27 protein-coding genes are annotated in these 26910 nt (G+C 68.1%); 11 read left to right on the top strand and 16 right to left on the bottom strand.

What is annotated here, in order from left to right; all coding sequences use genetic code 11:
• Positions 1–38 precede the first annotated feature (38 nt).
• Genes NM203_RS03915 through NM203_RS03895 form a run of 5 tightly spaced genes read left to right on the top strand, consistent with a single transcriptional unit; the run spans position 39 to position 5578 of the window.
• Complete coding sequence (locus NM203_RS03915; RefSeq protein ID WP_255058366.1) at positions 39–833, top strand: GntR family transcriptional regulator; 795 nt, start codon at positions 39–41, stop codon at positions 831–833.
• Complete coding sequence (locus NM203_RS03910) at positions 823–2310, top strand: APC family permease (protein WP_255058365.1); 1488 nt, start codon at positions 823–825, stop codon at positions 2308–2310. Before NM203_RS03915 ends, NM203_RS03910 begins: the two co-directional genes overlap by 11 nt.
• A complete protein-coding gene (hisC, locus tag NM203_RS03905) occupies positions 2307–3404 on the top strand; it encodes a histidinol-phosphate transaminase (RefSeq protein WP_255058364.1) in 1098 nt (365 codons plus the stop codon). Before NM203_RS03910 ends, hisC begins: the two co-directional genes overlap by 4 nt.
• A 9-nt stretch (positions 3405–3413) precedes the next feature.
• Positions 3414–4919 (top strand): xylulokinase, encoded by a 1506-nt coding sequence (locus NM203_RS03900; RefSeq protein ID WP_255058363.1) that lies wholly within the window; start codon positions 3414–3416, stop codon positions 4917–4919.
• On the top strand, positions 4916–5578 hold the full coding sequence (locus tag NM203_RS03895) for an HAD family hydrolase (RefSeq protein ID WP_255058361.1): 663 nt from the start codon (positions 4916–4918) through the stop codon (positions 5576–5578). The genes NM203_RS03900 and NM203_RS03895 overlap by 4 nt, the downstream gene beginning before the upstream one ends.
• Before the next feature lies 1 nt (position 5579).
• Here the strand turns inward: NM203_RS03895 and NM203_RS03890 are convergent, their stop codons facing one another.
• The 8 genes from NM203_RS03890 to NM203_RS03855 all read right to left on the bottom strand — a co-directional run bounded on the left by NM203_RS03890 (position 5580) and on the right by NM203_RS03855 (position 13653).
• Complete coding sequence (locus tag NM203_RS03890) at positions 5580–6047, bottom strand: hemophore-related protein (protein WP_255058360.1); 468 nt, start codon at positions 6045–6047, stop codon at positions 5580–5582.
• A 101-nt stretch (positions 6048–6148) separates the two neighbouring features.
• Positions 6149–8245, bottom strand: a complete 2097-nt coding sequence (locus NM203_RS03885; RefSeq protein ID WP_255058359.1) for a RecQ family ATP-dependent DNA helicase — start codon at positions 8243–8245, stop codon at positions 6149–6151.
• Positions 8246–8277: 32 nt separating this feature from the next.
• Positions 8278–8970: a TIGR03943 family putative permease subunit gene (locus tag NM203_RS03880; RefSeq protein WP_255058358.1), complete on the bottom strand. Its 693-nt coding sequence runs from the start codon at positions 8968–8970 to the stop codon at positions 8278–8280.
• A 7-nt stretch (positions 8971–8977) separates the two neighbouring features.
• Positions 8978–9961 (bottom strand): permease, encoded by a 984-nt coding sequence (locus tag NM203_RS03875; RefSeq protein WP_255058356.1) that lies wholly within the window; start codon positions 9959–9961, stop codon positions 8978–8980.
• Between the two features lie 21 nt (positions 9962–9982).
• Positions 9983–10666, bottom strand: a complete 684-nt coding sequence (trhA, locus tag NM203_RS03870) for a PAQR family membrane homeostasis protein TrhA (protein ID WP_255058355.1) — start codon at positions 10664–10666, stop codon at positions 9983–9985.
• 182 nt (positions 10667–10848) lie between these two features.
• Positions 10849–11928, bottom strand: a complete 1080-nt coding sequence (gene dmpG / locus NM203_RS03865; protein ID WP_255058354.1) for a 4-hydroxy-2-oxovalerate aldolase — start codon at positions 11926–11928, stop codon at positions 10849–10851.
• Positions 11925–12857 (bottom strand): acetaldehyde dehydrogenase (acetylating), encoded by a 933-nt coding sequence (locus tag NM203_RS03860; protein WP_255058353.1) that lies wholly within the window; start codon positions 12855–12857, stop codon positions 11925–11927. The genes dmpG and NM203_RS03860 overlap by 4 nt, the downstream gene beginning before the upstream one ends.
• A 10-nt stretch (positions 12858–12867) precedes the next feature.
• Positions 12868–13653 carry a 2-keto-4-pentenoate hydratase gene (locus tag NM203_RS03855; RefSeq protein WP_255058352.1) on the bottom strand — a complete coding sequence of 262 codons (786 nt, stop codon included), beginning with the start codon at positions 13651–13653 and terminating at the stop codon, positions 12868–12870.
• A gap of 74 nt (positions 13654–13727) precedes the next feature.
• Between NM203_RS03855 and kstD the strand changes: the two genes are divergently transcribed.
• The 3 genes from kstD (at position 13728) to NM203_RS33080 (ending at position 16812) form a co-directional block, all read left to right on the top strand.
• The gene (gene kstD, locus NM203_RS03850; RefSeq protein WP_255058351.1) at positions 13728–15416 is read left to right on the top strand and encodes a 3-oxosteroid 1-dehydrogenase; all 1689 of its coding nucleotides are present in this window, start codon (positions 13728–13730) and stop codon (positions 15414–15416) included.
• Between the two features lies 1 nt (position 15417).
• Positions 15418–16278: an enoyl-CoA hydratase ChsH3 gene (locus tag NM203_RS03845; protein ID WP_255058350.1), complete on the top strand. Its 861-nt coding sequence runs from the start codon at positions 15418–15420 to the stop codon at positions 16276–16278.
• A gap of 171 nt (positions 16279–16449) precedes the next feature.
• Positions 16450–16812 carry a hypothetical protein gene (locus tag NM203_RS33080; protein ID WP_303624176.1) on the top strand — a complete coding sequence of 121 codons (363 nt, stop codon included), beginning with the start codon at positions 16450–16452 and terminating at the stop codon, positions 16810–16812.
• Positions 16813–16827: 15 nt separating this feature from the next.
• Here NM203_RS33080 and NM203_RS03835 read toward each other — a convergent pair whose 3' ends face one another.
• From NM203_RS03835 to NM203_RS03800, 8 genes are read right to left on the bottom strand one after another with little or no spacing between them, the layout of a single operon-like run.
• On the bottom strand, positions 16828–17562 hold the full coding sequence (locus tag NM203_RS03835) for a hypothetical protein (protein WP_255058349.1): 735 nt from the start codon (positions 17560–17562) through the stop codon (positions 16828–16830).
• 18 nt (positions 17563–17580) lie between these two features.
• Positions 17581–18666 carry a hypothetical protein gene (locus tag NM203_RS03830; RefSeq protein WP_255058348.1) on the bottom strand — a complete coding sequence of 362 codons (1086 nt, stop codon included), beginning with the start codon at positions 18664–18666 and terminating at the stop codon, positions 17581–17583.
• A 51-nt stretch (positions 18667–18717) separates the two neighbouring features.
• On the bottom strand, positions 18718–19884 hold the full coding sequence (locus NM203_RS03825; protein WP_255058347.1) for a 17-hydroxy-3-oxo-4-pregnene-20-carboxyl-CoA lyase: 1167 nt from the start codon (positions 19882–19884) through the stop codon (positions 18718–18720).
• The gene (locus NM203_RS03820) at positions 19884–20288 is read right to left on the bottom strand and encodes a MaoC family dehydratase (RefSeq protein WP_255058346.1); all 405 of its coding nucleotides are present in this window, start codon (positions 20286–20288) and stop codon (positions 19884–19886) included. The genes NM203_RS03825 and NM203_RS03820 overlap by 1 nt, the downstream gene beginning before the upstream one ends.
• On the bottom strand, positions 20285–21268 hold the full coding sequence (locus NM203_RS03815) for a bifunctional MaoC family dehydratase N-terminal/OB-fold nucleic acid binding domain-containing protein (protein WP_255058345.1): 984 nt from the start codon (positions 21266–21268) through the stop codon (positions 20285–20287). The genes NM203_RS03820 and NM203_RS03815 overlap by 4 nt, the downstream gene beginning before the upstream one ends.
• Positions 21269–21296: 28 nt before the next feature.
• Positions 21297–22460, bottom strand: a complete 1164-nt coding sequence (gene fadE29 / locus NM203_RS03810) for an acyl-CoA dehydrogenase FadE29 (protein WP_255058344.1) — start codon at positions 22458–22460, stop codon at positions 21297–21299.
• Between the two features lie 2 nt (positions 22461–22462).
• Positions 22463–23479 (bottom strand): acyl-CoA dehydrogenase family protein, encoded by a 1017-nt coding sequence (locus tag NM203_RS03805; RefSeq protein ID WP_255058343.1) that lies wholly within the window; start codon positions 23477–23479, stop codon positions 22463–22465.
• Positions 23480–23504: 25 nt separating this feature from the next.
• On the bottom strand, positions 23505–24734 hold the full coding sequence (locus NM203_RS03800) for a cytochrome P450 (protein WP_303624174.1): 1230 nt from the start codon (positions 24732–24734) through the stop codon (positions 23505–23507).
• Between the two features lie 116 nt (positions 24735–24850).
• Here NM203_RS03800 and NM203_RS03795 point away from each other — a divergent pair, with 116 nt between their 5' ends.
• Genes NM203_RS03795 through NM203_RS03785 form a run of 3 tightly spaced genes read left to right on the top strand, consistent with a single transcriptional unit; the run spans position 24851 to position 26908 of the window.
• Positions 24851–26014, top strand: a complete 1164-nt coding sequence (locus NM203_RS03795) for a steroid 3-ketoacyl-CoA thiolase (protein ID WP_255058342.1) — start codon at positions 24851–24853, stop codon at positions 26012–26014.
• A 42-nt stretch (positions 26015–26056) separates the two neighbouring features.
• Entirely contained in the window at positions 26057–26419 is a 363-nt protein-coding gene (locus NM203_RS03790; protein ID WP_255058341.1) for a DUF8021 domain-containing protein, read from the top strand.
• A gap of 9 nt (positions 26420–26428) precedes the next feature.
• Positions 26429–26908 (top strand): nitroreductase family deazaflavin-dependent oxidoreductase, encoded by a 480-nt coding sequence (locus NM203_RS03785; RefSeq protein ID WP_303624173.1) that lies wholly within the window; start codon positions 26429–26431, stop codon positions 26906–26908.
• Positions 26909–26910: the final 2 nt, after the last annotated feature.

Below are 26910 nucleotides of genomic sequence, written 5' to 3'. Positions count from 1 at the left end.
ATTGACAAGATTCCGAGTTGTCTGACATCTTACAACTCATGACCCCCGACCCGGAGCAACGGAGGCAGCAGCGCCAGTTGCTGTCGGAGGAAGTGCGGCTGCAACTCGCCGAGGAGTTGTCCAACGGCACCTACGCACCGAACGAGAAGCTCCCCTCGGAGCCCGAGTTCGCGAAGCGCTACGGCATCAGCCGCCCGACGCTGCGTGAGATTCTCAGCAGCCTCGAACGCGACGGGCTGATCCGCCGCGTACACGGCGTCGGAACGTTCGTGACGCTCAAGCAGACTCGGGTCCAGAGCGTGCTCGACCTGGACATCGGGATCACCGAAGCCGTCACCGCCGCGGGCGCGAATCTCAACGTCGAGGTCGTGGAGTCCAGGGTCGGGGCGATCCGCGAGTGGATCTCGACGGCGCTCGAACTCCCGAAGGGCGCCGAGGCGTTCCGGGTCGAGCGCGTCATCAGCGTCGACGGTGTTCCCGCGGCGCACGGCTTCGACGTGATCCCACTGGACATCATCACCGCCGCGGGCTCGCCGGAGTACGACGGCGGGTCGATCTACAAGTTCCTGGAAACCCGATGCAACGTCCACCTGGTCGGCGGCATCGCGGCGATCTCCCCCGTCGCCGCCACCGCCCGGATGGCCAAGATGCTCGACTGCCCGCGCAACAGCCCCCTGCTGCGGCTCGAGCAGACGGAGCGCTCCACGGCGGGCCAGCCCGTCCTGCTGTCGCAAGAGCACTACGCCCCCAACGTCTTCAGCCTGACGGTGCAGCGCCTCCGTCGCGACCGCGCCACACTCACCACCCGGAAAGAGGCCGACCATGACCGATGACCAGCTGTCCCAACGCTCAACCGCACCGTCGGTCACGTCCGACGACGAGGAGCTGCGCGCCCTCGGCTACGAGCCGCAACTCGAACGGTCGATGGGGGCGTGGAGCTCGTTCTCGATCTCCATCTCCTGCATGTGCGTCACCGCAGGCGTTTTCACCACCTACGCCTACTCGCTGGGCATGGTCGGACCCGTCTTCGTCTGGACCTGGCTGATCGTCTCGATCGGCCAGCTGCTGGTGGCGCTCGTCCTGGCCGAGCTCGCGGGCCGCATGCCGATCAGCGGGTACGCCTACCAGTGGACCTCCCGCCTGATCAACTCCCACTACGGGTGGTTCGTCGGCTGGGCGGGGCTGATGGCGTTCATACCGGGGTTCACCGGACTGAACTTCGGCCTGGCACCGGTGTTGTTGAACAGGTTGGGAATAGAGATCACCACGACGTCGACCGTGCTCGTGGTCGTCATCGTGCTGGCATCCCAGCTGGCGATCAACCTCGCCGGGGTGCGGATCGCGTCGCGCATCAACAACGCCGTCGCGTTCGCCGTCGAGATCGGCCTCTCGATCATCCTGACGGCGATCCTGCTGATCGTCGGATTCGTGACCAACCCCGTCCAGAACGTCGGCTTCCTCACTACCAGCAGCGTCGAGGGTGGCACCGGATTCACCACCGCCATCCTGCTTTCCAGCCTGCTCGCGATGTGGGTGCTCACCGGCTTCGAGGGGGCAGCGGACCTCGCCGAGGAGACCAAGATGCCGACCAGGCACGTACCCAAGGCCGTGATCCGGGCCTTGGTGTTCGCCATCGTCGTCGGGTTCCTGATGATCGTCGGCCTCACCATGAACATCGACAACCTCGCCGAGGCCGTCGGCGCCGACGTACCGGTGTCGCACATCCTCGAGACCGCACTCGGGGCCACCGGTGCCGCCGTCTTCGAATCCGTCGCGATCATCGCGCTCTACGCAGGCGGTCTCGCCAACATGGCCGCGGCCAGCAGGCTGATGTTCTCGCTGTCGCGGGACAACATGCTGCCGGCATCGTCGGCGCTGAAAAAGGTATCGCCACAGACGAAGTCGCCGAGCGCCGCACTGCTGGTGGTCGCGGCGTTCAGCCTGATCCTGATCCTGGTGGGAAGCTACGGCTCCTCGCAGGCCATGGCGCTGATCGTCGGCATGGCAGCCCTCGGCTACTACGCCGTGTACGGCTTGACGGTCATCGCGGTGCTCATCGCGTCGCGCAACGGTTCGCTGCCCACCAAGACGAGCTTCGACCTCGGTGGTTACGCCGGGCCGGTCCGGTGGGCGGCGCTGCTGTGGACGATCGTCGTCGTGCTGTGCCTGACGGTGCCCGAACTCAACCACCAGACCGCGCTGACAGCAGGCGTGTTCTTCGTGCTCGCCGGCATCTGGTACGGAGCCGTCCTGCGCAAACGCATCAACGACGACACCGCGGGAGTACCGCAGGGAGGCACCATCCGATGATCGACCGCTTCGTCAAGCCCGGATTCCGGTCCGCCGCGCCGTACAACGCCGAACACCACGACTTCGCCTGGCAGCACCGGCAACTCGCGAGGATGATGTCGAACGAGTGTCCGATCCCGCCGTCCGAAGGAGTGCGGGAGGCGGTCCGAAGGGCCTTCGACATCGGGCACCTCTACCCCTACTCGGGCAAGGATCTGCAGGCGGCGCTGGCGCGCTACAACAACGTGGCGCCGGAATCGATCGTGCTGGGCAACGGCTCCACCGAGGTGCTCGACGTCCTGGTGCGACTGCTGGTGGGTCCCGGCGACGAGACCGTGATCGCCTCCCCGACCTACGCGTTCTTCGAGAGCCAGACCCGCATCAACGGCGGTGAGCCGGTGTCCGTGCCGCTCACCCCGCGGACCTGGGAGCTGGACGTCGACGCGATGCTCGCCGCGATCACCGACCGCACCACGATCATCTTCCTGTGCAGTCCCAACAATCCCACCGGAAAAGGTTGGAGCACAGCGCAGTTGGTCCGGCTGCTGGACACCGGCATCCCCGTCGTCGTCGATCAGGCTTATCTGGAGTGCGGCTACGCGGAGTCGTTCGCCCCGCTGGTCGCCGCGCATCCGAACCTGGTGATCGCCCGGACCATGTCCAAGGGATTCGGCCTCGCCGCGCTGCGCGTCGGCTATCTCATCGGCGATCCCGAGTTGATGGACATCGTCACCCGCGTCCGGATCCCCTTCAGCATCAGCCTGATGGGGATCTGGGGATGCCTGCAGGCACTCGACGAACCCGAGGAACTCGCGTACCGAACCGAGTTCATCAGCTCGGAGGCCGACCGGCTGCACGCCGCGATGCAGCAAGTCGACGGAGTCGAGTCCTACCCCTCGGACGGCAACTTCGTCCTGGCCGACATCTCCGCGAGTGGACGTTCGGTCTCCGCTGTCGTGGATTCCCTACTGGCCGAGGATATCCTGATCAGGGCCATGGGAGCGCACGGGCTGAAGGGGTCGCACATCCGCGTCACCGTCGGCACGGTCGAACAGAACGACCGCTACCTGCGGCTGCTGGAGGAACTGCTGGTGCCCGTCTCCCGAGGGGTGTGAGCGCAGGCCATGAGTTCCCACGTCCTCGCCTTCGACGTCGGCACCAGCGGGGTGAAGGTCGTCGTCGTCGACACCGCGGGCGGTCTGGTCGACAGCGCCTATCGGGCGTACGGCCTCCTGATGGTCGGGGACGCGGGCGTCGAGCAGGACCTGGATCTGATCATCGCGGCGGCACTCGACGCGGCGCGGGAACTCGTCGACCGCGCGGCGGTCACGATCTCGGGGATCAGCGTCACCGCACAGATGTTCAACGTCGTGCCCGTCGACCACGCGGGCCGACCCCTCGGCCCGATGATCAGCTGGCTCGATCAACGCGGCGAGGTGGCGGCCGCCACGCTCGCCAAGGTTCTGCCGCCCGCCGAGCAGTTCCACCGACTCCACGCCGTGGTGTCCGGCAAGGACATCGTCCCCAAGATCCTGTGGCTGCGCGACGAACGCCCCGACGTCTATACCGCCGCCGCGAAGCTGCTCGACTGCAAGGAAGCCGTCGTCATGCACCTGACCGGAGTGGCCGTGACCGACCACGCGGGCGCGTCGGCCTATCGGCTGTTCGACCAGTCCACCCGCGACTGGGACGAGGTCGCCTGCCTGCTCACCGGTGTCGACCCGGCCAAGCTGCCGACGGTGCGGGCCGCAACCGAGGTCGCAGGCCACCTGCTGCCCGACGTGGCCGACCGACTCGGGCTCAGCGCCGACGTCGCGGTGTACGTCGGCGTCGGCGACGTGCCTGCCAGCCAACTCGGCTCGGGCGCAGTCGATCCCGGCGATCTGCACGTCAGCCTCGGCACGGCCGTGTATTTCGGTCTCGCGATGTCCGAGCCGAGACCCGACCCGCGGCAGCGCCTCGGCGTGCTCGCCCACGCCGACCCCGACCAGTGGATCCTCTGGCTGGAGATCGCCACGGGCGGAGCGGCGCTGGCCTGGGCGGTACGCATGCTCGGACTGGACCGGCCCGGTCCGGTCGACTACGGGCGCATCGAACAGCTGGTCCGTGACAGCGCCGACGACATGGACGGCCTGCTGTTCGCGCCGTGGCTGAGCGGTGAGCGGGTTCCCGTGTTCGACGATTCCGCCCGCGCGGCGTTCGTCGGGCTCGGCCTGCACCACGGGCCGGGCCACGTGCTGCGTGCGGTGATGGAAGGTGTTGCCTTTCAGATGCGTTGGGCCCTCGAGTACGCCATCGACTACGGGCAGGACGTCAACCGGATCAGGGCGGTCGGCGGTGGAACCATGGGCTCGGAGTGGACCCAGATCATCACCGACATCCTCGAACGCCCACTCGAGACCGTCGACCAACCACAGGATGCCGCGGCGGTCGGCGGCGCCGCGTGCGCACTCGTCGGCAGCGGCGCTCAACCGGATTACGCCTTCCTGACCGCGCGTGCAGCGGTCGCACGCACCTATCGCCCGGATACCTCACGGGCACTGGAGTATTCGGAGCGGTACGCGCACTACCGGCGGCTGTACGACGCGCTCTATCCCGTGTATCACCCGACGACCGGCGGCGAGGAATGACTGTGGACCGATGCGTGGTGTTCGACCTCGACGGGGTGCTCGTGATGTCGGAGCACCTATGGGAACAGGGCTGGCAGACCGTCGCCGCCGAGCACGGCTACGCCTGGTCGTCCGAGGACACCAGGACCTGCCAGGGCAAGAGCGTGCCCGAGTGGGCGACGTACCTCTCCGACCGCGCCGGCATGGCTCCGCAACGAGCCGCCGACGGCGTCATCTCCCACGTCGCGAGTGCGTACGACCGCGGCGAGGTGCCGCTCATCACCGGTGCGCTCGAACTGGTGCGGTCCGCCGCCAGCAGGGTGCCCGTGGCGCTGGCCTCGTCGGCACCCCGCGAGATCATCGATCGCGTGATGACGACGACGGCCATCGGCGAGTACTTCGCCGCGACGGTGTCGAGCGCCGAAGTGGCGGCGGGCAAGCCCGCTCCCGACGTCTACCGGGAGGCCATCGCCCGCCTGGGTGCGCGCAGCGCGGGCAGCCTCGCGGTCGAGGACTCGAGCAACGGCGTCAGGGCCGCAGCGGCCGCCGGGCTGCGGGTGCTCGGTATGGAGCACGCGCAGTATCCGATCGATCAGGACGCGGCGGGGCGCACCGTGGGCATCTACCACGCCCTCGACGAGGTCACCGAGAAGCTCGTCGCGCTCCTCGACAACCGCTGACTCAGACCTCGGCGAGTACCGCGAGCGCGTCGGTCGGAGCGACCTGCAGTCCGCAGCGATCCTTGAACGCGACGTAGGGCGCCTGGATGGCGCGGATCGCGTCCGCCTCCACCGGGTGGTTCTTGAAGAAGTCGTCGAACTGTCCGACGGCGATGAAGGACGGCTGGCGGGTCGCGTCGATCATCGCCTGGTTCACATCGGGATGCGCGGCGAAGTAAGTGCTCAACTCCGCGGTCACCGAGCTGATGGTCGAGGCCAGCCCGGCGGCGGTGCAGTCGTCGGCCGCAGCGGTCGCCTCCGGGGCCGGGCCCGGCAGCGGCGCCGTGGACGGCTGGGCCGGCGCGGTCGGCACGGTCGGATCCGCGGGCTCCACCGGGTCGGTCGGCTCGGCAGCCGCCGAGGGCAGGCTGAGCAGAACAGCGGCTGAGCCGGCGGCGAGCAGAGCCAGAGCGTTCGCGGCACGAGTCATGGACATCTCCTTGGTTCGGGCCGCACTACGTTTTCCCCGGCCACTGGGGAGGTTGTCGCCAGCAAAGGTGACCGCGTTACAGATGGGGCACGAGTTACCGGTTAGTTGGTGCTTGCCAGGGCGAAGGGCAGCACGTCGGGGGCGCCAGCCGCGCGGATGACACGCGCGGCCATCGTCAGCGTCCAACCGGTGTCGGCGAGGTCGTCGACCAGCAGGATGGGCCCGCCCACCGCGGCGATCGCCGCCGAGTCCGGCGCGAGCCACGACCCGTCGAGAGCCGCGACCCGGTATGCGGAGTTGACCGCCGTGACGGGTGTGCGCTCCGGCGCGTACTGCAGCGTGCCGAGATCGGTGAGGCGCCCGAGTTCGGCGAGCCGGCGCGCCAGCGAACCGATGAGCAGCGGGTGGCGATCCGAATCGAGGGCCATCACCGCCACCGGGCGGACCGCCCAGTCCCATGACGCCAGCACCTTGACCGCGGCCTGCACCACGTCGTCGTCGACCTCACCGTCGGGCGCGTCGAGGATTCGGCGCAGCCGCGCACCCCAGCCGAGGTCGGTGAGGCGTCCGATCACCCGCCCCGCCGCGGGTCCGTCGGCGATCTTGCCCGACAGCGCCACCCCGAGCTTCGACAAGCCCGTCGGCCACTGCTTGCGCGGGGCCAGTTCCACGCCGGGCCGCATGAGCCGCTGCCGGGTCTCCTCGGCGGCGGCGGCGTCGACGTGCCCGTCGTAGCGCGCGCCGGTGCAGTTGTCGCACCGCCCGCAGCGCTCCCCCGCGGTGAGCTCCGGATCATCGAGTTGCTTGCGCAGGAACGCCATTCGGCACTCGTCGGTGACCTGGTAGTCGCGCATCGCCTGCTGCTCGCGCTTGCGGGCGGCGTCGAGGTTCTCATACCGCGGCTCGTCGTACTCCCACGATGCACCGGTGCCCACCCAACCTCCCTTGACGCGCCGGACCGCTCCGTCGACGTCGAGGACCTTGAGCACCATCTCCAGTCGGGACCGATTCAGGTCGACGAGCGGTTCCAGCGCGGGCGTCGACAGCGGACGTTCGGTGTCGAGCTCGCGAATCACGTTGCGCACCATCGACTCCGACGGGAACGCGACGGAGGCGAAGTACCGCCAGACGTCCTCGTCCTCGCGGCCGGGAAGCAGGATCACCTCGGCGCTGTCGGTGGAGCGCCCGGCACGTCCGACCTGCTGGTAGTAGGCGATCGGCGACGACGGCGCACCCAGATGTACGACGAACCCGAGGTCCGGCTTGTCGAATCCCATGCCGAGCGCCGACGTCGCGATCAGCGCCTTGACCCGGTTGCCCAGTAGGTCCGCCTCGAGTTGTTCGCGCTCGGCGGTCTCCGTCGAGCCGGTGTAGGCGGCGACGGGGAACCCGCGCTCGCGCAGCAGCGTGGCCACGTCGTGCGCCTGCGACACCGTAAGCGTGTACACGATCCCCGAGCCCGGCAGCGAGTCGATGTGTGCACCCAACCACGCCGCGCGCTGTGCCGGGGTGCCCGCCGACACCACCGACAGCCGCAGCGACTCGCGATCCAGTCCGCCGCGCAGCACCAGCGTGTCGCCGCCGCCGACGCCGAGTTGCGTGACCACGTCGGCGACGACGCGGTCGTTGGCCGTCGCGGTCGTGGCGAGCACCGGCACGTCGGCGCCCAACTCGGCGATCAGCGTGCGGATACGCCGGTAATCGGGCCGGAAGTCGTGGCCCCAGTCCGATACGCAGTGCGCCTCGTCGACCACGACCAGGCCGGCGTCGCGCGCCAGCGCGGGCAGCACCTCGTCGCGGAAGTCGGGGTTGTTCAGGCGTTCGGGGCTGACCAGCAGCACGTCCAGGTCTCCGGAGCGGACGCGGGCGTGCACATCGGCCCAGTCGGCGACGTTGCTCGAGTTGATGGTCGCGGCGTGCACGCCCGCTCTTTCGGCGGCCGCCACCTGGTTGCGCATGAGGGCCAGCAGCGGGGAGACGATCACGGTCGGGCCGAAGCCCGCACCGCGCAGCAGCTTGGCGGCGATGAAGTAGACCGCCGACTTACCCCACCCCGTGCGCTGGACGACGAGGGCGCGGCGACGCTGCACCACCAGCGCTTCGATCGCCGCCCACTGGTCGTCGCGCAGCCGGGCGTTCGGACCCGCCAGCTGTTCGAGGATCGCCTGGGCCTGCTCGCGGGTCGCCTGTGCTGCCATGGGCACCATCGTGCCCGCACGGTCCGACGCACCTAATAGGCGTAGGTGTTCTTCGGCCTGTCGATACGCTGCACCTCGGTCACGGACATCGTCGGAACGAACCCGTCGTCCGGATGCGACGAGCCCGGTTCGATGCGGCCGACCACCCGCAGCCAGGTGTCCTCCGGAAAGTCCCGGCCATCCAACCCGGCCAGGTGCACCCTGGCGAGCTGGGCGTCCGCGGCGCAACAGACGATCACCACGCGGCCCAGGTCGACGCGGCCGTTGGCGTGCACGGTGAACCCGGTGAGCGTGATGGTCCTGCCGTCGAGCGATTTCGCGCTGTCGGCCGCGGCACGCATGACGGCGTCGGGCAGCGACACCTCCGGCGCGGGTCCCTCCGGCAGCGGCGGGAACGGTCTCGGCTGCGGCGCACTGATCGCCGGCGGCGGATTGGCGCCCGCCGCGTCCAGCGGCGGAGGCGCGACGAACGCGATCATCGCGATCGGTATCAGCAACAGCCAGGTCAGCCACGACCGGTGCGCGTGACCGTGCTCGGGGGTGACCGCATGCCGCAGCTCGTGGACGACACCGGTGACACCGAGCACGACCAACACCACCGCCGCGACGAGCAGCCACGGCCACAGGCTCGGCTTCACGTAGTTCACGTACGTGCCCCTGGCGAGCATCATCGCGACGCTCAGCCCGACGAGCAGCAGCAGGACGTGCTGCGTTCCTCTGCTCACAGGACGCTCATGTCAGCATCACCGAGCCGACGAGAGTCGCCGTCACGGTCGCCACCACGAACGTCGTCGAACCGAAGCGCAGCGCGAAGGGCCTGCCGAACATGCCCGCCTGCATCGCAGCCAGCTTCACGTCGATCGCGGGCCCGACGACGAGGAACACCAGTTTCGGCACCAGCGGCAGCATCGTGAGGCTGGCGGCGACGAACGCGTCGGCCTCCGAACACAGCGCGAGCACGACGGCGAGCAGAGCCATCACGAGGACGCCGACGAGGAGGTTGCCCGCCAGGTGGTCGAACACCCACGCGGGCACCAGAACCCGCAGCGCGGCGGCGGCCAGCGCGCCGAGCACCAGGAACGACGCGGCCTGCAGGAAGTCGTGTCGTGCGGCTGCGCTGAACACCGCCCATCGGGACGCGTCGCCCGCGGGCGGATCGGGCAGTTTCCGGGTCACCCACTCGCCCCTGCCGAAGCGGGCCCACAGCAGGCCCATGACGACGGCGGTCGCCAGCGAGGCCACGCACCGCGCGGCGACCATCGCGGGCTGGCCGGGGAACGCGACCGCCGTCGCAACCAGCACGACGGGGTTGATCGCCGGCGCCGACAGCATGAACGTCAGGGCGGCCGCGCCGGTGCTACCGGGCCCGAAGAGCCTGCGCGCCACGGGAACCGAGCCGCACTCGCAACCGGGGAGCGCCGCCCCGCCGAGGCCCGCGACGAGAACGGCGGCCGAGGGTCGGCGCGGCAGCCACCGCGCGAGCCGCTCCGCGCTGACGTACGCGGCGATCAACCCGCTGAGCACGACGCCGAGCACGAGGAACGGCAGTGCTTGCACGAACACCCCGCAGAACACGGTGGCGGCGGTGCGCAGGTCGACGTGCCGCGTCACGAAGGCACTCACCGCACCCGCCGACACCGCCAGCGCGATGAGGCTGAGCAGCAGGCCCTCCAGGGAACCGAGGCGCCGTCGGCGGTCGGTGGGGGCAGCGGTCACCGAACCATAGTGCCCGCGGATCTATCGGACGACGAGCCAGATCGCTGCGAAGTGGCAGACGGCCGCCGCCGCGGTGAACGCGTGGAAGAACTCGTGGTGGCCGAACGTGGACGGCCACGGGTTGGGCCACTGCGTGCCGTAGAGGATGGCGCCGATGTTGTAGAGCACTGCTCCGGCCACCAGCAGGGCGACGACCGCGACGCCCGCACCGTGCAGCAGGACTTCGGTGAACAGGACGGCGACGTAACCGAGCAGGAGGTACAGCGGCACCCCGACCCACCTCGGCGCCGACGGCCAGAACATCTTGAGCGCCACCCCCGCGGCCGCTCCGGTCCACACGATGGCCAGCACCTTGGTGCCGACGTCCGGGGGCATGGCCAGCACCGCGAACGGCGTGTAGGTGCCCGCGATGAACACGAAGATGATCGAGTGGTCGAACCGCATCATCCACTTCTCGGCCACCGGTGAGACCCAGCGCACCCGGTGATACACGGCGCTCACGCTGAACATGGCGACGGCGGCGACGACGTAGATGAGCGCCGCCCAACCGGCCCGCGGTGCCCCCTCGCCCCAGGCGACGAGCACGAGCGTCGCTCCGGCCACGATCGCGAAGACGGCGGAGACCAGGTGGATCCAGCCGCGGAAGCTCGGGATGCCGATGACGTCGGCGACGGTCGTCAGGGGGTCGGCTTGGCCGGTGGTCACCGCGGAGTTCTCCAGACGTCGTGAGCGGGCCGACCTGGAAAGTGGTCAGCCGCCGCGAGAATCTGGACGGCGCAGCCCAAACCCTACCGGCCGACGGGCTCCGAGGGCGCGCCGTGTGACCCATTCGGAATCTGACGACGCGAAAGGGCGTGAAACGTCGTCGAATTCAGTCTCGCGGCCCCTCAGGCGTTCGCAGCATCTCCCCCTAGCTTCGCTGGAGGCGCCCCCAGTTCGCGCTTGATCTCCAGTGCGATGTCGATGAGCTGGTCCTCCTGGCCGCCGATGAGCTTGCGCTGCCCGGCGCGGTGCAGCAGCTGGTGGGCGGGCACGCCGTAGCGCTCGGACTGGCGGATGGCGTGCTTGAGGAAGCTCGAGTAGACCCCGGAGTAGCCCATGATCAGCGCGTTGCGGTCCAGCAGGCACTCGGCCGGCATCGCGGGCGCCACGACCTCCTCGGCGGCGTCGGCGATGTCGAAGAAGTCGATACCGGTCTTGACGCCGATCTTGTCGAACACGCCGATCAGCGCTTCGACGGGAGCGTTGCCCGCGCCCGCGCCGAAGCGGCGGCAGGAGCCGTCGATCTGCTTGGCGCCCGCCCGCACGGCCTCGATGGAGTTGGCGACGCCGAGTCCCAGGTTCTCGTGCCCGTGGAAGCCGACCTGGGCGTCGTCGCCGAGTTCGGCGACGAGGGCGGCGACGCGGTCGGCGACGCCGTCGAGGACCAGCGCACCGGCCGAGTCGACGACGTAGACGCACTGGCAGCCGGCGTCGGCCATGATGCGCGCCTGCGCGGCGAGCTTCTCCGGAGAGATGGTGTGGCTCATCATCAGGAAGCCGACCGTCTCCAGGCCCAGCTCGCGCGCGAGTCCGAAGTGCTGGATCGACACGTCGGCCTCGGTGCAGTGCGTCGCGATCCGGCAGATCTCACCGCCGTTGTTCTGCGCCTCCTTGATGTCCTCCTTGGTGCCCACACCGGGCAGCATGAGGAACGCGATCTTCGCCTCTTTGGCGGTCTCGGCGGCGAGCTTGATCAGTTCCTGCTCAGGGGTTTTCGAGAAGCCGTAATTGAAGCTCGACCCACCGAGGCCGTCGCCGTGGGTCACCTCGATCACCGGCACACCCGCGGCATCGAGCGCGGCGACGATCGCACCGACCTCGTCGAGAGTGAACTGGTGGCGCTTGTGATGGCTTCCGTCGCGCAGCGAGGTGTCCGTCATCCGGACGTCCCAAATGGGATTGAAGAAGATGTCGGCGGTGCTCATGCGTGACCTCCAGTCGTCGCAGCCAGAACCTCTTTGGCGATCTCTTCGCCGACCTTGGTGGCCGCGGCGGTCATGATGTCCAGGTTCCCGGCGTACGGCGGCAGATAGTCACCGGCACCCTCCACTTCCACGAACACGGTGACGAGGTGGTTGCCGCCGTTGTACACCGTCGGCTCGTCGAACTGCGGCTCGTTGAGCAACCGGTACCCCGGCACGTAGGTCTGCACCTCGGCGACGACGTCGGTGATCGACTGCGTGATCGCGTCGTGGTCGGCGTCCTCGGGAATCGCGCAGAAGATGGTGTCGCGCATGATCATCGGCGGATCCGCCGGGTTCAGGATGATGATCGCCTTACCGCGCTTCGCCCCCCCGATCACCTCGACACCCGCACTGGTGGTCTTGGTGAACTCGTCGATGTTGGCCCGCGTTCCCGGTCCGGCCGACGCCGACGACACCGACGCCACGATCTCCGCGTACGGCACGACTCCCCCTTGTCCGGCGACTGCGGCACACACTGCGTAGACCATCGGGATGGTGGCCTGCCCGCCGCACGTCACCATGTTCACGTTGGGGGCGTCCACGTGCGCGCGCAGGTTCGCAGGCGGGATCACCCCCGGCCCGACCGCCGCGGGTGTCAGATCGATCGCCCGGATCCCGGCCGCCTCGTAGCGCGGCGCGGCGTCGCGATGCACGTACGCCGAGGTGGCCTCGAACACCAGATCCGGCAACTCGGACTGCGACAGCAGCCAGTCGACACCCTCGTGCGACGTCTCCAACCCGAGCGTGCGGGCCCGCGCCAGACCCTCACTCTCGGGGTCGATGCCGATCATCCAGCGCGGCTCCAGCCACTCGGACCGCAGCAGCTTGTACAACAGGTCGGTGCTGATGTTGCCGGATCCGACGATCGCAACGGACGCCTTGTCGGGCATGGGGACTCCCTCACTCGAAAGAAAGATGTACTGAACCTAGTCCGGCGAAATCGGCTACGAAATCGTCACCTGGACGTGCATCTATCGCACGCGTGCACGAGCCGGGAAGCACGATGTCGCCCGCCTTCAACCGAACCCCGAACTGGTCGACCTTGCGGGCCAGCCACGCCACCGACGTCACCGGATTCCCGAGTACCGCGTCGCTGCGCCCCTCGGCGACGACCTCGCCGTTGCGGCGCAGCACCGCGTCGATGTTCTTGATGTCGATGTCCTTGGGCGACACCCGCTCCTTGCCGAGCACCCACCCCGCCGACGACGCGTTATCCGCGATCGTGTCGCAGAGCTTGATCTTCCAGTCGGTGATCCGGGTGTCGATCAACTCGATCGACGGGGCGTAGGCGGCGGTCGCGGCGAGCACGTCGTCCTCGGTGCACCCCTCGCCCGGCAGGTCGTCGGCGAGGATGAAGCCGACCTCCACCTCGACGCGCGGGTAGAGGAACGTGCCCGCCTTCACGGGCTGATCCTCGAACACCTCCATGTCGGCCAGAAGGTGGCCGTAGTCGGGTTCATCGACGTTCATCATCTTCTGCATGGCCTCCGACGAGAGGCCCACCTTGTGGCCGATGACGCGTGCGCCGTCGGCCACCCGCTGACGGATGTTGATCAGCTGAATCTCGTAGGCATCGACCACGTCGATAGACGGATTGCCATCGGTCAGCGGGGTGATCGGCTGGCGGCTGCGCTCCGCCTGCGCGAGGTCGGCTGCGAGTTGTTCGCGCACCTCAACGGGCAACATGGAAGTGAAGTCCCCTCGTCTGTTCGACCGGCCCTGTTGTGGTTCGGCCGGGCAATTCTATAACGTGTTCTACTATGACTGAGCAGGAGTACGACGTCGTCGTGGTCGGCAGCGGCGCCGCCGGCATGGTCGCCGCCCTCACCGCGGCCCATCAGGGCCTCTCGACAGTAGTCGTTGAGAAGGCACCGCACTATGGAGGTTCCACCGCGCGGTCGGGTGGCGGCGTCTGGATTCCGAACAACGAGATCCTCGAGCGCGACGGCGTCAAGGACACCGCCGAAGCGGCCCGCACCTACCTGCACTCGATCATCGGCGATGTGGTTCCCGCCGAGAAGATCGACACCTATCTGGAGCGCGGCCCGGAGATGCTGTCCTTCGTGCTGGCGAACTCGCCGCTGAAGCTGTGCTGGGTGCCGGGCTACTCCGACTACTACCCGGAGACCGCGGGCGGAAAGCCCAGCGGCCGGTCCGTGGAACCTAAGCCGTTCAACGCGAAGAAACTCGGCTCGGACGAGAAGGGCCTCGAGCCGCCGTACGGCAAGGTGCCGTTGAACATGGTGGTGATGCAGCAGGACTACGTCCGGCTCAACCAGCTCAAGCGGCATCCGCGCGGCCTGCTGCGCAGCCTCAAAGTCGGCGTGCGCTCCGTGTGGGCGAATGCCACCGGCAAGAATCTGGTCGGCATGGGCCGCGCCCTGATCGCACCGCTGCGCATCGGCCTGCAGCGGGCGGGGGTGCCGGTCCAGCTGAACACCGCGCTGACCGACCTCCACGTCGAGGACGGCGTCGTCAAGGGGGTGTACGTCCGCGACACCACCGAGCCGGAAAGCGCTGAGCCGCGGCTGATCAAGGCGCGGCGCGCGGTGATCCTCGGCAGCGGCGGGTTCGAGCACAACGAGCAGATGCGGGTGAAGTACCAGCGCGCGCCGATCACCACGGAGTGGACCGTCGGCGCGGTGGCCAACACCGGCGACGGCATCCTCGCGGCCGAGAAGCTCGGCGCTGCACTGGAGCTCATGGAGGACGCCTGGTGGGGCCCGACTGTGCCGCTCGAGGGTGCGCCGTGGTTCGCGTTGTCGGAACGCAACTCCCCCGGCTCGATCATCGTCAACATGGCGGGCAAGCGGTTCATGAACGAGTCGATGCCCTACGTCGAAGCCTGCCACCACATGTACGGGGGCCAGTACGGTCAGGGAGCCGGGCCCGGCGAGAACATCCCGGCCTGGTTGATCTTCGACCAGCAGTACCGCGACCGCTTCATCTTCGCGGGTCTGCAACCGGGACAACGCATTCCATCGAAGTGGCTGGAGTCGGGCGTCATCGTGAAGGCCGATTCACTGGCCGAACTCGCCGAGAAGACCGGCCTGCCCGCCGACGCCTTCCAGGCCACCGTCGAGCGCTTCAACGGGTTCGCCCGTTCGGGTGTCGACGAGGATTTCAAGCGCGGCGAGAGTGCGTACGACCGGTACTACGGCGATCCGACGAACAAGCCCAACCCGAACCTCGGCGAGATCAGTCACGGGCCGTACTACGCCGCGAAGATGGTGCCGGGCGACCTCGGCACCAAGGGCGGTGTCCGTACCGACGTGCACGGTCGCGCCCTCCGCGACGACGACTCCGTGATCGAGGGGCTCTACGTCGCGGGCAACGCCAGCTCACCGGTGATGGGCCACACCTACCCCGGCCCCGGCGGAACCATCGGGCCCGCCATGACCTTCGGGTACCTGGCGGCACTGCACATCGCCGGAGCCGGAAAGAAGTAGCATGCCAATCGATCTGAGCGTTGCGCTGGGTTCCGAACTGCCGCCCGCCGAGTTCTCCTGGAGCAGCAGCGACGTGCAGCTCTACCACCTCGGCCTCGGTGCGGGCCAGGACCCGATGGACGTGCGCGAGCTGCGCTACCTGACCGACGACACCCCCCAGGTGCTGCCGACGTTCGGCAACGTGGCGCAGAGCTTCCACATGACCGAGGCGCCGACGGTGCAGTTCCCCGGCATCGACATCGAACTGTCGAGGGTGCTGCACGCCAGTGAGGCCGTCACGGTGCCCGGCCCGATTCCCGCGACGGGCACCGGTATCGCGGTCACGCGATTCACCGACATCTGGGACAAGGGCAAAGCCGCGGTCATCTGGTCGGAGACCGAGGTCACCTCGCCCGACGGCACGTTGCTGTGGACGCAGCGCCGGTCGATCTTCGCCAGGGGTGAGGGCGGTTTCGGTGGTGAGCGCGGGCCGTCCACGTCATCGGAGCCGCCGGCTCGCGCACCCGACCACGAGGTCGCGATTCCGGTGTCACCCCAGCAGGCGCTGCTCTACCGGATGTGCGGTGACCGCAACCCTCTGCATTCCGACCCCGAATTCGCCTCGGCGGCAGGCTTTCCCAAGCCGATCCTGCACGGCCTGTGCACCTACGGGATGACGGCCAAGGCCATGACCGACCTCCTGCTCGACGGCGACGCCGCGCGTGTCGGCAGCTACGGCGCCCGGTTCGCCGGAGTCGTCTTCCCCGGCGAGACGCTGAAGGTGAGCATCTGGTCCGAGGGCGACGGCTACCTCGCGGTGGTCACGGTGCCCGAACGCGACGACGCCGTGGCCCTGGCCGGTGTGGAGTTCACTCCCGCCTGAGGGATCATTTCAGTTGCTGAAATGTTGTTTAATCGCTTGTAGCACTACATTCGACCTACGAAATCGTTTGCCAATCGCCCTTGGAGCAGTCGGGCTGCGACGATTGCGTCCCGCTTTCCTGCGGTTACCGTGAAATGTTTGCTGTGCTGTGTACATCTACTGCTCAGCGGCATGACGCCCGGAAACAGCGGCCTGCTCAACGGCGGCACCGGAAACAGCGGTATCGCCAACAATCTGCTGGGCCCCGGAACCGGCAACACAGGCATCGCGAACGGTCTTCTCGGCGGTTCGGGCAACACCGGCATCGCGAACCTCGGCAGCTTCAACAGTGGCCTGCTCAACATCGGTGGCCCCAACGTCGGCATCGCCAACATCGGCACGCTCAACGGCGGTGTCGCGAACATCGGTGCGCTCAACGGCGGCCTCGTCAACGTCGGCGCGGGCAACGTCGGACTGGTTCAGGTCGGCGGGGGCAACCTCGGCGCGGTGAACATCGGCAACGGCCGCACCGGACTCCTGCGCATTCTGGGGTAGCCGGACACGAGCGGGTTACAGGTTTCGCGATACGTCCGCGTCGGTGCCGCGCGAACTCGGCGGCGGAGACACCGGAGCAGGAACCGCGGCGTGCGGACGGTCGCCGGGTCCCGCCGCTGCCGCCGGCGGCTGTCCCAGCGGAGCCCGCTCGGTGGGCTCGCCCCGAGTCGTGTCGCGCTCCTGGGCGGGCCGTCCGTCACCGCCTCTTCCCGATCCGTCCTTCTGCCCGTCGCCGGAAGGAGTGGAGCCGCCTGCATTCGACGACTGGCTCGCGGGCGGGCCCGCCATACCGGCCGACTGGTGCCCCTGAGCGCCGTGCCCATCGGTGCCCTCACCTGACTGGCCCTGTGAGCTTTCGGTCGCGCCCTGGACCGCCTTCATGGCCTGTTCCATCAGGCTGCTGAAAATGCCTCCACCACCGCCGGATTCGCCACCCTTGCTCGCGGCGCTCGCCGCCTGCTGTGCCATCTGGCCCATCTGACCGCCCAGTTGGCCCACCGCCTGGCCGCCGGCGTCATCGGTGTTCTGATAGGCCGACTGCGCATCGACCACCTTGCCGGAGAACATGCCCTCCTTCGCCTGCAACGAGGTCACGCTCGCGGTCATCTCCGCGTGCAGCGCCGGAATCGCGGCCGAGATGGTCGCGCTCATCGAATCCTCACCGGCCTGAATCGACGGCAACGGGGGCAACGCCACCGATGCCGGATTCCACGAAATGCTCTCGGGCTTCTCGAAAATCGGATTGTTCATCGTGTCACCTTCGCCGGATCACCAGTCATCGTCGGTGTCCTCGTCCACGTCGTAGTCGAGCGCCGGCGGCGGTGCGAGCGATGCCGCCGTGCCGCCCCCGCCCTCTGCTCCACGGTGCGGCATCATGCCCATGCCTCCGCCGCCGACCCCCGCGCCCACCGGCGCCAGCCCCGCGACCCCGCCTCCGCCGGCGCCGACTGCTGCCGCCGCCGTCGGTGCGCTGCCCACCAGGTTGCCCATCAACGACGTCTGCGCTGGCACCCCGCCGGAGCCGGGAACCGAAGCGGCCTTGGTCATTCCGCCGCCACCGCCGGCACCCGAGCCGCCCGCGAGCGGATGATTGGAGAACGCCGAGAACGGCGACGGCGAACTCGCGCCACCGCCCTTGCCCCCGAACATCGACGTCAGCTGCTGCAGCGGTTGCGACAGCTGCTGCAGCGGTTGCATCAGCTGCTGCGGCGCCTGAGTCGCCATGCCCATCAGCTGCCCCGGCAGCTGGGTGGCCATGCTCAACATCTGACCCATCATCTGCGTGGACTGCTCGGCGCCCTTCTGGCCCGCCTGCTGCGCACTGGCCGTCGGGGGCGCACCGGGGTCGTGCATCACCGGCGGTGTGCCTAGGGTGGCCGCCAGTTCGGCGGTGTTGGCGTTGACGTACGCGATGTTCTGCGAGAGCCCCATCTTGATCCGGCTCTCGATGAGTTCCTGCGTGTTGCTGACAACGGCCGCCATCGCCTGCAGCGCCATGCACTCCTGCTGCACCTCCGTCGCGGTGGCGTTCACCAACATCTTCGTCTTGGCGACGGTGACCTCCATGGCCCGCAGCTTCATCGCGGTCGCCGCGGCCTGGGCGGCGTTCGCCTCGTGTCCTCCGATGATCCGGGTCGCCTCACCCGACGCGCCCACCGCGCCGAGCCCCCGCCAGCTATCGGTCATGCTCATCAACTGGCTGGTCTGCTCGGGCACCACGGAGCCGGTGAGCTTGGCGGCGAGCGCGTCGTACTGCGCCGCCGCGGCGGCGAGCTGTTCCTCTTCGACATTCGGCCACGCCGGCCCCGTGACGGTTTGCGAGCCGTACGGGCTGACGTCGCGCGGGATCCCCACGCGACGATGCTACCGCCGAGCCGGAGCCGGCCGACGCACGTGTTTTCGGGCTCAGCCGAGGATCAGGCCCGACGTCGGAACGCCGGTACCAGCGGTGACGAGCACGTGCTCGACGTCCGGCACCGGGTTCACCGACGTGCCCCGCAGCTGCCGCACACCTTCGGCGATGCCGTTCATGCCGTGGATGTACGCCTCGCCGAGCTGTCCGCCGTGGGTGTTGATCGGCAGACGTCCGCCCACCTCGATGGCGCCGTCCTTGACGAAGTCCTTGGCGTCACCCCTGGCGCAGAACCCGAGCTCCTCGAGCTGGATCAGCGTGAACGGCGTGAAGTGGTCGTAGAGGATCGCCATCTGGATGTCGGCGGGCGTCAGGCCGGACTGCGCCCACAGCTGGTCGCCGACCAGTCCCATCTCGGGCAGACCCAGTTCCGGCCGGTAGTAGCTGACCATCGAGTACTGGTCGGGGCTGGAGCCCTGCGACGCGGCCTCGATGACCGCGGGCCGGTGCTTGAGGTCCTTGGCGCGCTCCGCCGAGACGATCACCAGCGCGACGCCACCGTCGGTCTCCTGGCAGCAGTCGAGCAGCCGCAGCGGCTCGGCGATCCACCGGGAGCTCTGGTGCTCCTCGATGGTGATCGGCTTCTCGTAGAAGTACGCCTTCGGATTTTTGGCGGCGTGCTTGCGGTCGGCCACAGACACCGCACCGAAGTCGCGGCTCGTCGCGCCGGACAGGTGCATGTAGCGCTTGGCGATCATCGCGACCTGGGCGGCGGGCGTCGAGAGGCCGTGCGGGTAGGAGAACGAGTTGTCGACACCGGTCGAGTCGGCGTTCTCCACCAGCCGCAACTGGACCTGACCGAATCTCATGCCGGAGCGCTCGTTGAAAGCGCGATACGCCACAACACAATCCGCGACGCCGGTGGCCACCGCGATGGCCGCCTGCTGGACGGTCGCGCAGGCCGCGCCGCCGCCGTGGTGGATCTTGGAGAAGAACTTCAGGTCACCGATACCGGTGGCGCGCGCGACGGCGACCTCGGTGTTGGAGTCCATCGTGAACGTCACCATGCCGTCGACGTCGGCGGGCGTCAGTCCCGCGTCGTCGAGCGCGTCGAGTACGGCCTCGGACGCCAGTCGCAGCTCGCTGCGACCCGAGTTCTTGGAGAAGTCGGTCGCGCCGATACCCGCGATCGCGGCCTTGCCGGACAGTGGGCCGGGCATCAGGCTCCTTCTCCGATCGTCAGGGTGGCGTTGGCGATGACGTGATCGCCGAGACTGTTGCTGCCAACGACTTTCAGTGTGATCAGCCCGTCGGTGACGTCGGTGACCTCACCGTTGAACGTCACCGTGTCGTAGGCGTACCACGGCACGCCGAGTCGCAGCCCGATGGACTTGATCACCGCGGTGGGGCCGGCCCAGTCGGTGATGAACCGCTGCACCAGACCCGTGTCGGTGAGGATGTTGACGAAGATGTCCTTGGACCCCTTGGCCTGCGCGAGGTCCCGGTCGTGGTGTACGTCCTGGTAGTCGCGGGTGGCGATCGCGGTGGACACGATGAACGTCGGGCTGCCGTGCAACTCCAGCGGCGGCAGCTTAGTTCCGACCTCTACCGTTGGCGCACTCATACCCCAACTCCTTCAACGGGCTCCCACGCGTAGAGGGTCCACGCCGGACCCGAATCCCCTTCGGGGAAGTCGATATACGTGGCTTTGACCTTCGTGCCGATCTCGACGGCGGCGGGGTCGATGCCGCGCAGTTCGCCGAGCATGCGCACGCCCTCCTCGAGTTCGACGAGCGCGATGACGAACGGCAGCGTGCGACCCGGCACCTTCGGCGCGTGGTGTACCACGAAGCTGAACACCGTGCCCCTGCCCGACGCGACGACGTAGTCGGTGGGTGCTTCCTTGTCGGCCCAGAGCGCGGGCACCGGCGGATGCTGCAGGGTGCCGTCGCCACGCTTCTGGATGCGGAGTTCGTGGGCGTTGACGCCGTCCCAGAAGAACTTGGTGTCCTTCGACGACGCCGGCCGCATCATGGCGGCGGCGTCGAGGTCCTCGGGCACCGCGGATACCGCGGAATCCTGTACGTCACTCTCAGCGGGCCGGAATTTCATGATGCGCCACATCATCTCGGCGACGTCCTCGTCGCCGACCGTCCAGCTGATCCGCTGCGTGATGAAGAAGCCCTCGCCGAGCGCCGTCCGCTTCGGACCGACCACGCCGGTGAGCTCAGCGGCGACGCTGACCTCCTCGCCGGGCCGCAGGTAGCGGTGGTAGGTCTGCTCGCAGTTCGTCGCCACGACGCCGATATAGCCTGCGTCGTCGAACAATTCGAGGATCTTGCCCAGCGGGTCGTCGTCGGGGCGATTGCCGCCGAGCCCCATCATGGTCCAGACCTGGATCATGGCGGGCGGCGCGACGACGCCCGGATGGCCGGCGGCCTGCGCGGCGGCCTCGTCGGAGTAGATCGGGTTCCTGTCGCCCATCGCGTCGGTCCAGTGGTCGACCATCGGCTGGTTGACGGGGTGACGTCCGGTGCGCGGCTTGCTCTTCCCCTCGGCCTTCACCCGCTCCGCGGCGGCCAAAATCTCCTCGGACGTGGTCAACAGTGCCCCCTGCTCTTCGCGCGAGCGCTCATCGCGGAACCCTCGGCACCTTCAGCCCTGACGCCGCGATCATCTCGCGCATCACCTCGTTTACGCCGCCACCGAAGGTGATGACGAGGTTCCGCTTGGTCTGGCTGTCGAGCCACTCGAGCAGTTCGGCGGTCTGCGGTTCCGCGGGATTGCCGTACTTGCCGACGATCTCCTCGGCCATCCGGCCCACCTTCTGGATTCGCTCGGTGCCGAACACCTTGGTCGCGGCGGCATCGGCCACCTCGATGGTCTCGGCGCCGGCGGCGACCTGCCAGTTGAGCAGTTCGTTGACGCGCCAGATCGCCCTGATCTCACCGAGCAGCCTGCGCACGTCGTCGTGGTCGATCGGGGTGACGCCGTCGCCCCCCGGCTTCGACGCCCACTCGTGCACCCGGTCGTAGATGCCCGCCACCTTGCCCGCCGGGCCGAGCATCACGCGCTCGTGATTGAGCTGGGTGGTGATGAGCCGCCACCCGGCGTTCTCCTCGCCGACCAGCATGTCGGCGGGCACCCGAACGTCGTTGAAGTAGGTGGCGTTGGTGTGATGTGCGCCGTCGGACAGGATGATCGGCGTCCAGGAGTAGCCGGGATCGGTGGTGTCGACGATCAGGATCGAAATACCCTTGTGCTTAACGGCTTCCGGATCCGTCCGAACTGCGAGCCACAGATAGTCGGCATCGTGGCCGCCGGTGGTCCAGATCTTCTGACCGTTGACGATGTACTCGTCGCCCTGGCGCACCGCGCTGGTTCGCAACGACGCGAGGTCGGTACCGGCCTCCGGCTCCGAGTAGCCGATCGCGAAGTGGATCTCGCCGGCGAGGATCCCCGGCAGGAACTTCTTCTTCTGCAGTTCCGTGCCGTAGACCTGCAGCGTGGGTCCGACGGTCTGCAGCGTCACCGCGGGCAGCGGCACGTCGGCGCGCGCGGCTTCGTTGACGAAGATCTGCTGCTCGATGGGGCCGAAGCCCAAGCCGCCGAACTCCTTCGGCCAGCCCACGCCGAGCTTGCCGTCCGAGCCCATCCGTTTGATGATCGCCCGGTAGGCCTTGCCGTGCCGGTCGGTCTCCATCTCGGCGGACTCTTCGGCCGTGATGAGATTCGAGAAGTACTCCCGCAGTTCGGCCTGCAGCTGCCTCTGCTCGGGGGTCAGTTCGATGTACATCCCTATCTCCCGTCGCTTCGCTCGCCCGGTGCGGCTGCCACCAGGTCGAGACGGTGTGAGGGCCCACCCAGGAGACGGGTCAGGTCCTTGATCGTGGAGTAATACCGGTCCATCGGGTAGTCGATGTCCATGCCCATGCCGCCGTGCAGGTGGTGACACGTCTGCATGACAGGGGGCGCCTGCGAGGTGATCCAGTAGCCGAGCACGTCGAGATCCTCGGCGGCGTCGCGGTCCTCGGTCAGTCGCCAGATCACCGACGTCGCAGCCAGCGAGATCGTGCGCGACGCGATGTAGACCTCGGCCAGTTGCGCGGCGACGGTCTGGAACGTCGACAGGGGCCTGCCGAACTGCTCCCGCTTGGCCACGTAGTCGGCGGTGAGGCGGAGCGCGCCTGCCACCAACCCGGCCGCGTAGGCGCCGATCGCGGCGAGGGCGAGCTGGTTGACCCGCTCGACGCTGCCGTCGATCACGTCGGCATCCGCGTCGTCGAACACCACCGCGTACTCGCACGCGTGGTTGGCCGTCGGGGTCTTGGTCAGCGTCACACCGTCGGCCTTCGGGGACACCACCGCAACGCCGTTGTCGGTGCTGACGACGAGCCAATCCGCTTGCGCCGCATAGGGAACACCGATCTTCGTTCCCGATAGCTTGCCGCCGATGAGGTTCGTGGTCGGCCGATCGGGAAGCGCGCGCCCCGGTTCGTTGAGAGCCGTCGCCACCACCCCGCCCTTGGCGACGCCTGCGAGGTAGCGGTCCTGCTGCTCGTCGGACGCCAGGTCGAGGAGTATCAGGGTCGAGGCAAGAGTCGCGAAGCCCGCGCTGGTGTTGCCGTGCCGCCCGATCTCCGTCAGCGCGGAGGTGAGTTCGGCGAGCCCGAGTCCGTCACCACCGAGCCGGTCGGGGACCCCGAAGGCGAGGACGCCGCCGCCGACGAGCGCCTCCCAGGTGTTGTCCCGTCCCAGCGCCGACGTCACCACGTCGGCAACGGCCTGCTGTCCTTCGTCTGGACTGAAGTCCACCCGAATCCTCCTTGATTCGATAGCGCTAAGCGCTGGTGCCCGTGTAGTCAACCTGCCAGTGCTTGATGCCGTTCAGCCACCCCGACTTGAGCCGCTCGGGCTCGCCGATCGACTTGAGATCGGGCATCGTGTCCGCCACCGCGTTGAAGATCAGGTTGACCGTCATGCGCGCCAGGTTCGCGCCGATGCAGTAGTGGGCGCCGGTGCCGCCGAAGCCGACGTGCGGGTTCGGGTCGCGTTGGATGTCGAAGGTGTTCGGGTTCTCGAACACCTCGTCGTCGAAATTGGCTGAGCGGTAGGACATCACCACCCGCTCGCCCTTCTTGATCGGCACCCCCGCGAGCACGGTGTCCTCGAGCGCGGTGCGCTGGAACGCCGACACCGGCGTCGCCCAGCGGATGATCTCGTCGGCGGCGGTGCCGGGCCGCTCCTTCTTGTACAGCTCCCACTGCTCGGGGAACTGCGAGAAGGCGATCATCCCGTGGGTGATCGAGTTGCGCGTGGTCTCGTTGCCCGCGACCGCGAGCATCACCACGAAGAAGCCGAACTCGTCGTCGCTGAGCTTCTCACCGTCGAGGTCCGCCTCGATCAGCGTCGTGACGATGTCGTCGGTCGGGTTCTTGGCCCGCTCCTCCGCCATCTTCATGGCGTAGGTGATCAGTTCGAACGAGGACATCGCCGGGTCGACGTCGGCGTACTCCGGGTCCTCGCCCGCCGTCATCTCGTTGGACCAGCGGAAGAGCTTGTCGCGATCCTCCTGTGGGACACCGAGTAGGCCCGCGATGGCCTGCAGCGGCAGTTCGCACGACACCTGCTCGACGAAGTCGCCGGTGCCCTCGGCGGCGGCGGTCTCGGCGATCCGCTTGGCCCGCTCGCGCAGCTCGTCCTCCAGGCGACCGACCGCGCGCGGGGTGAACCCGCGCGAGATGATCTTGCGCAGCCGGGTGTGCTGTGGCGCGTCCATGTTGAGCAGCACGGCCTTCTGCAGATCGATCGCCGAGCGTTCCATCCCCTGTGGCCACGTCGGGATGGCGCCGTCGGGCGAGCTGCCGTAGACGTCGCTGCGCTTGGACACCTCTTTGACGTCGGCGTGCTTGGTGACCAGCCAGTAGCCTTTGTCACCGAAACCGCCGGTGCCGCCCGGCACGTCGACCCAGTGCACGGGCTCGGATGCCCGCAGCTCCGCCAACTCCTCTACGGGCAGTCGCTCGAGGTTCAGGGTCGCATCCAGGAAATCGAAGTCGGCCGGAATCATGTAGCTCCTCAATTGCAACGTGTTCTAGTGTCAGTAAAACATGCCCTCACCGCAGATCAAAGGCGTGGGGGGATCACCGCTTGTCAGAATTATGAAACGTGTTCTAGCCTGGCGGAATGGGTAACCCTGTCATCGTTGAAGCCACCCGCAGCCCCATCGGCAGACGGAACGGATGGCTGTCCGGTCTGCACGCCACCGAGTTGCTGGGGCTGACCCAGAAGGCGCTCGTCGAGAAGGCCGGCATCGACGCCGGGATCGTCGAACAGGTCATCGGCGGTTGCGTCACGCAGTTCGGCGAGCAGTCGAACAACATCACCAGGGTGGGCTGGCTGGTGGCCGGTCTTCCCGAGCACGTCGGCGCGATGACGGTGGACTGCCAGTGCGGCAGCGGTCAGCAGGCCAACGGACTCATCGCGGGCCTCATCGCCGCGGGCGCCATCGACGTCGGCATCGCGTGCGGCATCGAGGCGATGAGCCGCGTCGGCCTCGGCGCGAACGCCGGCCCGGACCGTGGCATCCTGCGCCCCGAATCGTGGGACATCGACCTGCCCGATCAGTTCACCGCCGCCGAGCGAATCGCCAAGCGCCGCGGCATCACTCGCGAGGACATCGACCAGTTCGGCTTCGACTCGCAGCGCAAGGCCGCCATCGCCTGGGCCGAGGGCCGGTTCGACCGCGAGATCTCGCCGATCGAGGCGCCGGTCCTCGACGAGAACAAGCAGCCGACGGCCGAGCGCGCTCCCGTGACCCGCGACCAGGGCCTGCGCGACACCACGCTCGAGGGTCTGGCCGCGCTGAAGCCGGTGATAGAAGGGGGCATTCACACCGCGGGCACGTCGTCGCAGATCTCCGACGGGGCGGCCGCGGTGCTGTGGATGGACGAGGACAAGGCGAAGGCGCTGGGACTGACGCCCCGCGCCCGCATCGTCAGCCAGGCACTCGTCGGCTCCGAGCCGTACTACCACCTCGACGGTCCCGTGCAGTCGACGACGAAGGTGCTGGAGAAGGCCGGGATGAAGATGGGCGACATCGACATCACCGAGATCAACGAGGCGTTCGCCTCCGTCGTACTGTCCTGGGCCAGGGTGCACGAGCCGGACATGGACACCGTCAACGTCAACGGCGGCGCGATCGCCCTCGGCCATCCCGTCGGAAGCACGGGCAGCAGGCTCATCACGACGGCGCTGCACGAACTCGAGCGCACCGACAAGACCACGGCGCTCATCACGATGTGCGCCGGCGGCGCGCTGTCGACGGGCACCATCATCGAGCGGATCTAGGTGGCACCGGCGGGCAGGAGCGAAGCGACCGGGGAATCGGCTGTGCACACCGAGCGCGAAACGGCCGCGCGGGCGTATATCGACGCGCTGGCGACCCACCGTGCCGACGGCGTGCCGTTCGCAGCCCGCTGCACCCGGATCGAGTTCGGGATCAAGACCGGATTCTCGGGAGATCACCTGCGCCGCAGTCTGAATCGCGGTCCGCAGTACCGGATCATCGAAACGACCACCGACCCCGAGTTCACCGCCGAGGGCGATGTGCTGCTGGCGAGGTTCGACGTCATCACGAAGCCGTCGCTCGCCGGTCGACGGGTCTGCGCGCACGTGGCCGAGACGTTCCGGTTCACCGATGACGGCGAGATCGCACACATCCACGCGGTCGTCAGGCCGTTCATCAAGCGATAGGTTCACGACATGGCAGAACCGTCCCGTCCCTTGAGCCCCAAACAGATCGAGGGCCTGAACTCCGCGAAGACCGGCATCGCGATCAAGTGGATGTCGAAGGCGCAAACGTTCCTCTTCAAGAAGACCAAGGGCAAGCTCGGCAACAAGTTCCTGAAGGGCACCGAGGTCGGGATCCTGACCACGATCGGCCGCAAGTCGGGGGAGCCGCGCGACAGTCCGCTGTTGTTCCTGAAGGAGGGCCAGCGGATCGTGCTCGTCGCGTCGCAGGGCGGACGAGCGACGAATCCCATGTGGTACCTCAACCTGGTCGCCAACCCGAAGGTCACCTTCCAGACCAAGGACGGTGTGTTCGCGCTCACCGCGCGCGATGCCACCGACGCTGAACGCGACGAGTACTGGCCCAAGCTCGACGCCATGTACCCCGACTTCATCAACTACCGGTCGTACACCGACCGCAAGATCCCGATCGTCATCTGCGACCCCGCCTAGCG

Origin of the sequence: Mycolicibacterium arenosum, from assembly GCF_024320865.1 — a bacterium.
Lineage (GTDB): Bacteria > Actinomycetota > Actinomycetes > Mycobacteriales > Mycobacteriaceae > Mycobacterium > Mycobacterium arenosum.
The sequence above is the reverse complement of the archived record's forward strand: the minus strand, read 5'-3'. Positions and strand labels throughout refer to the sequence as shown.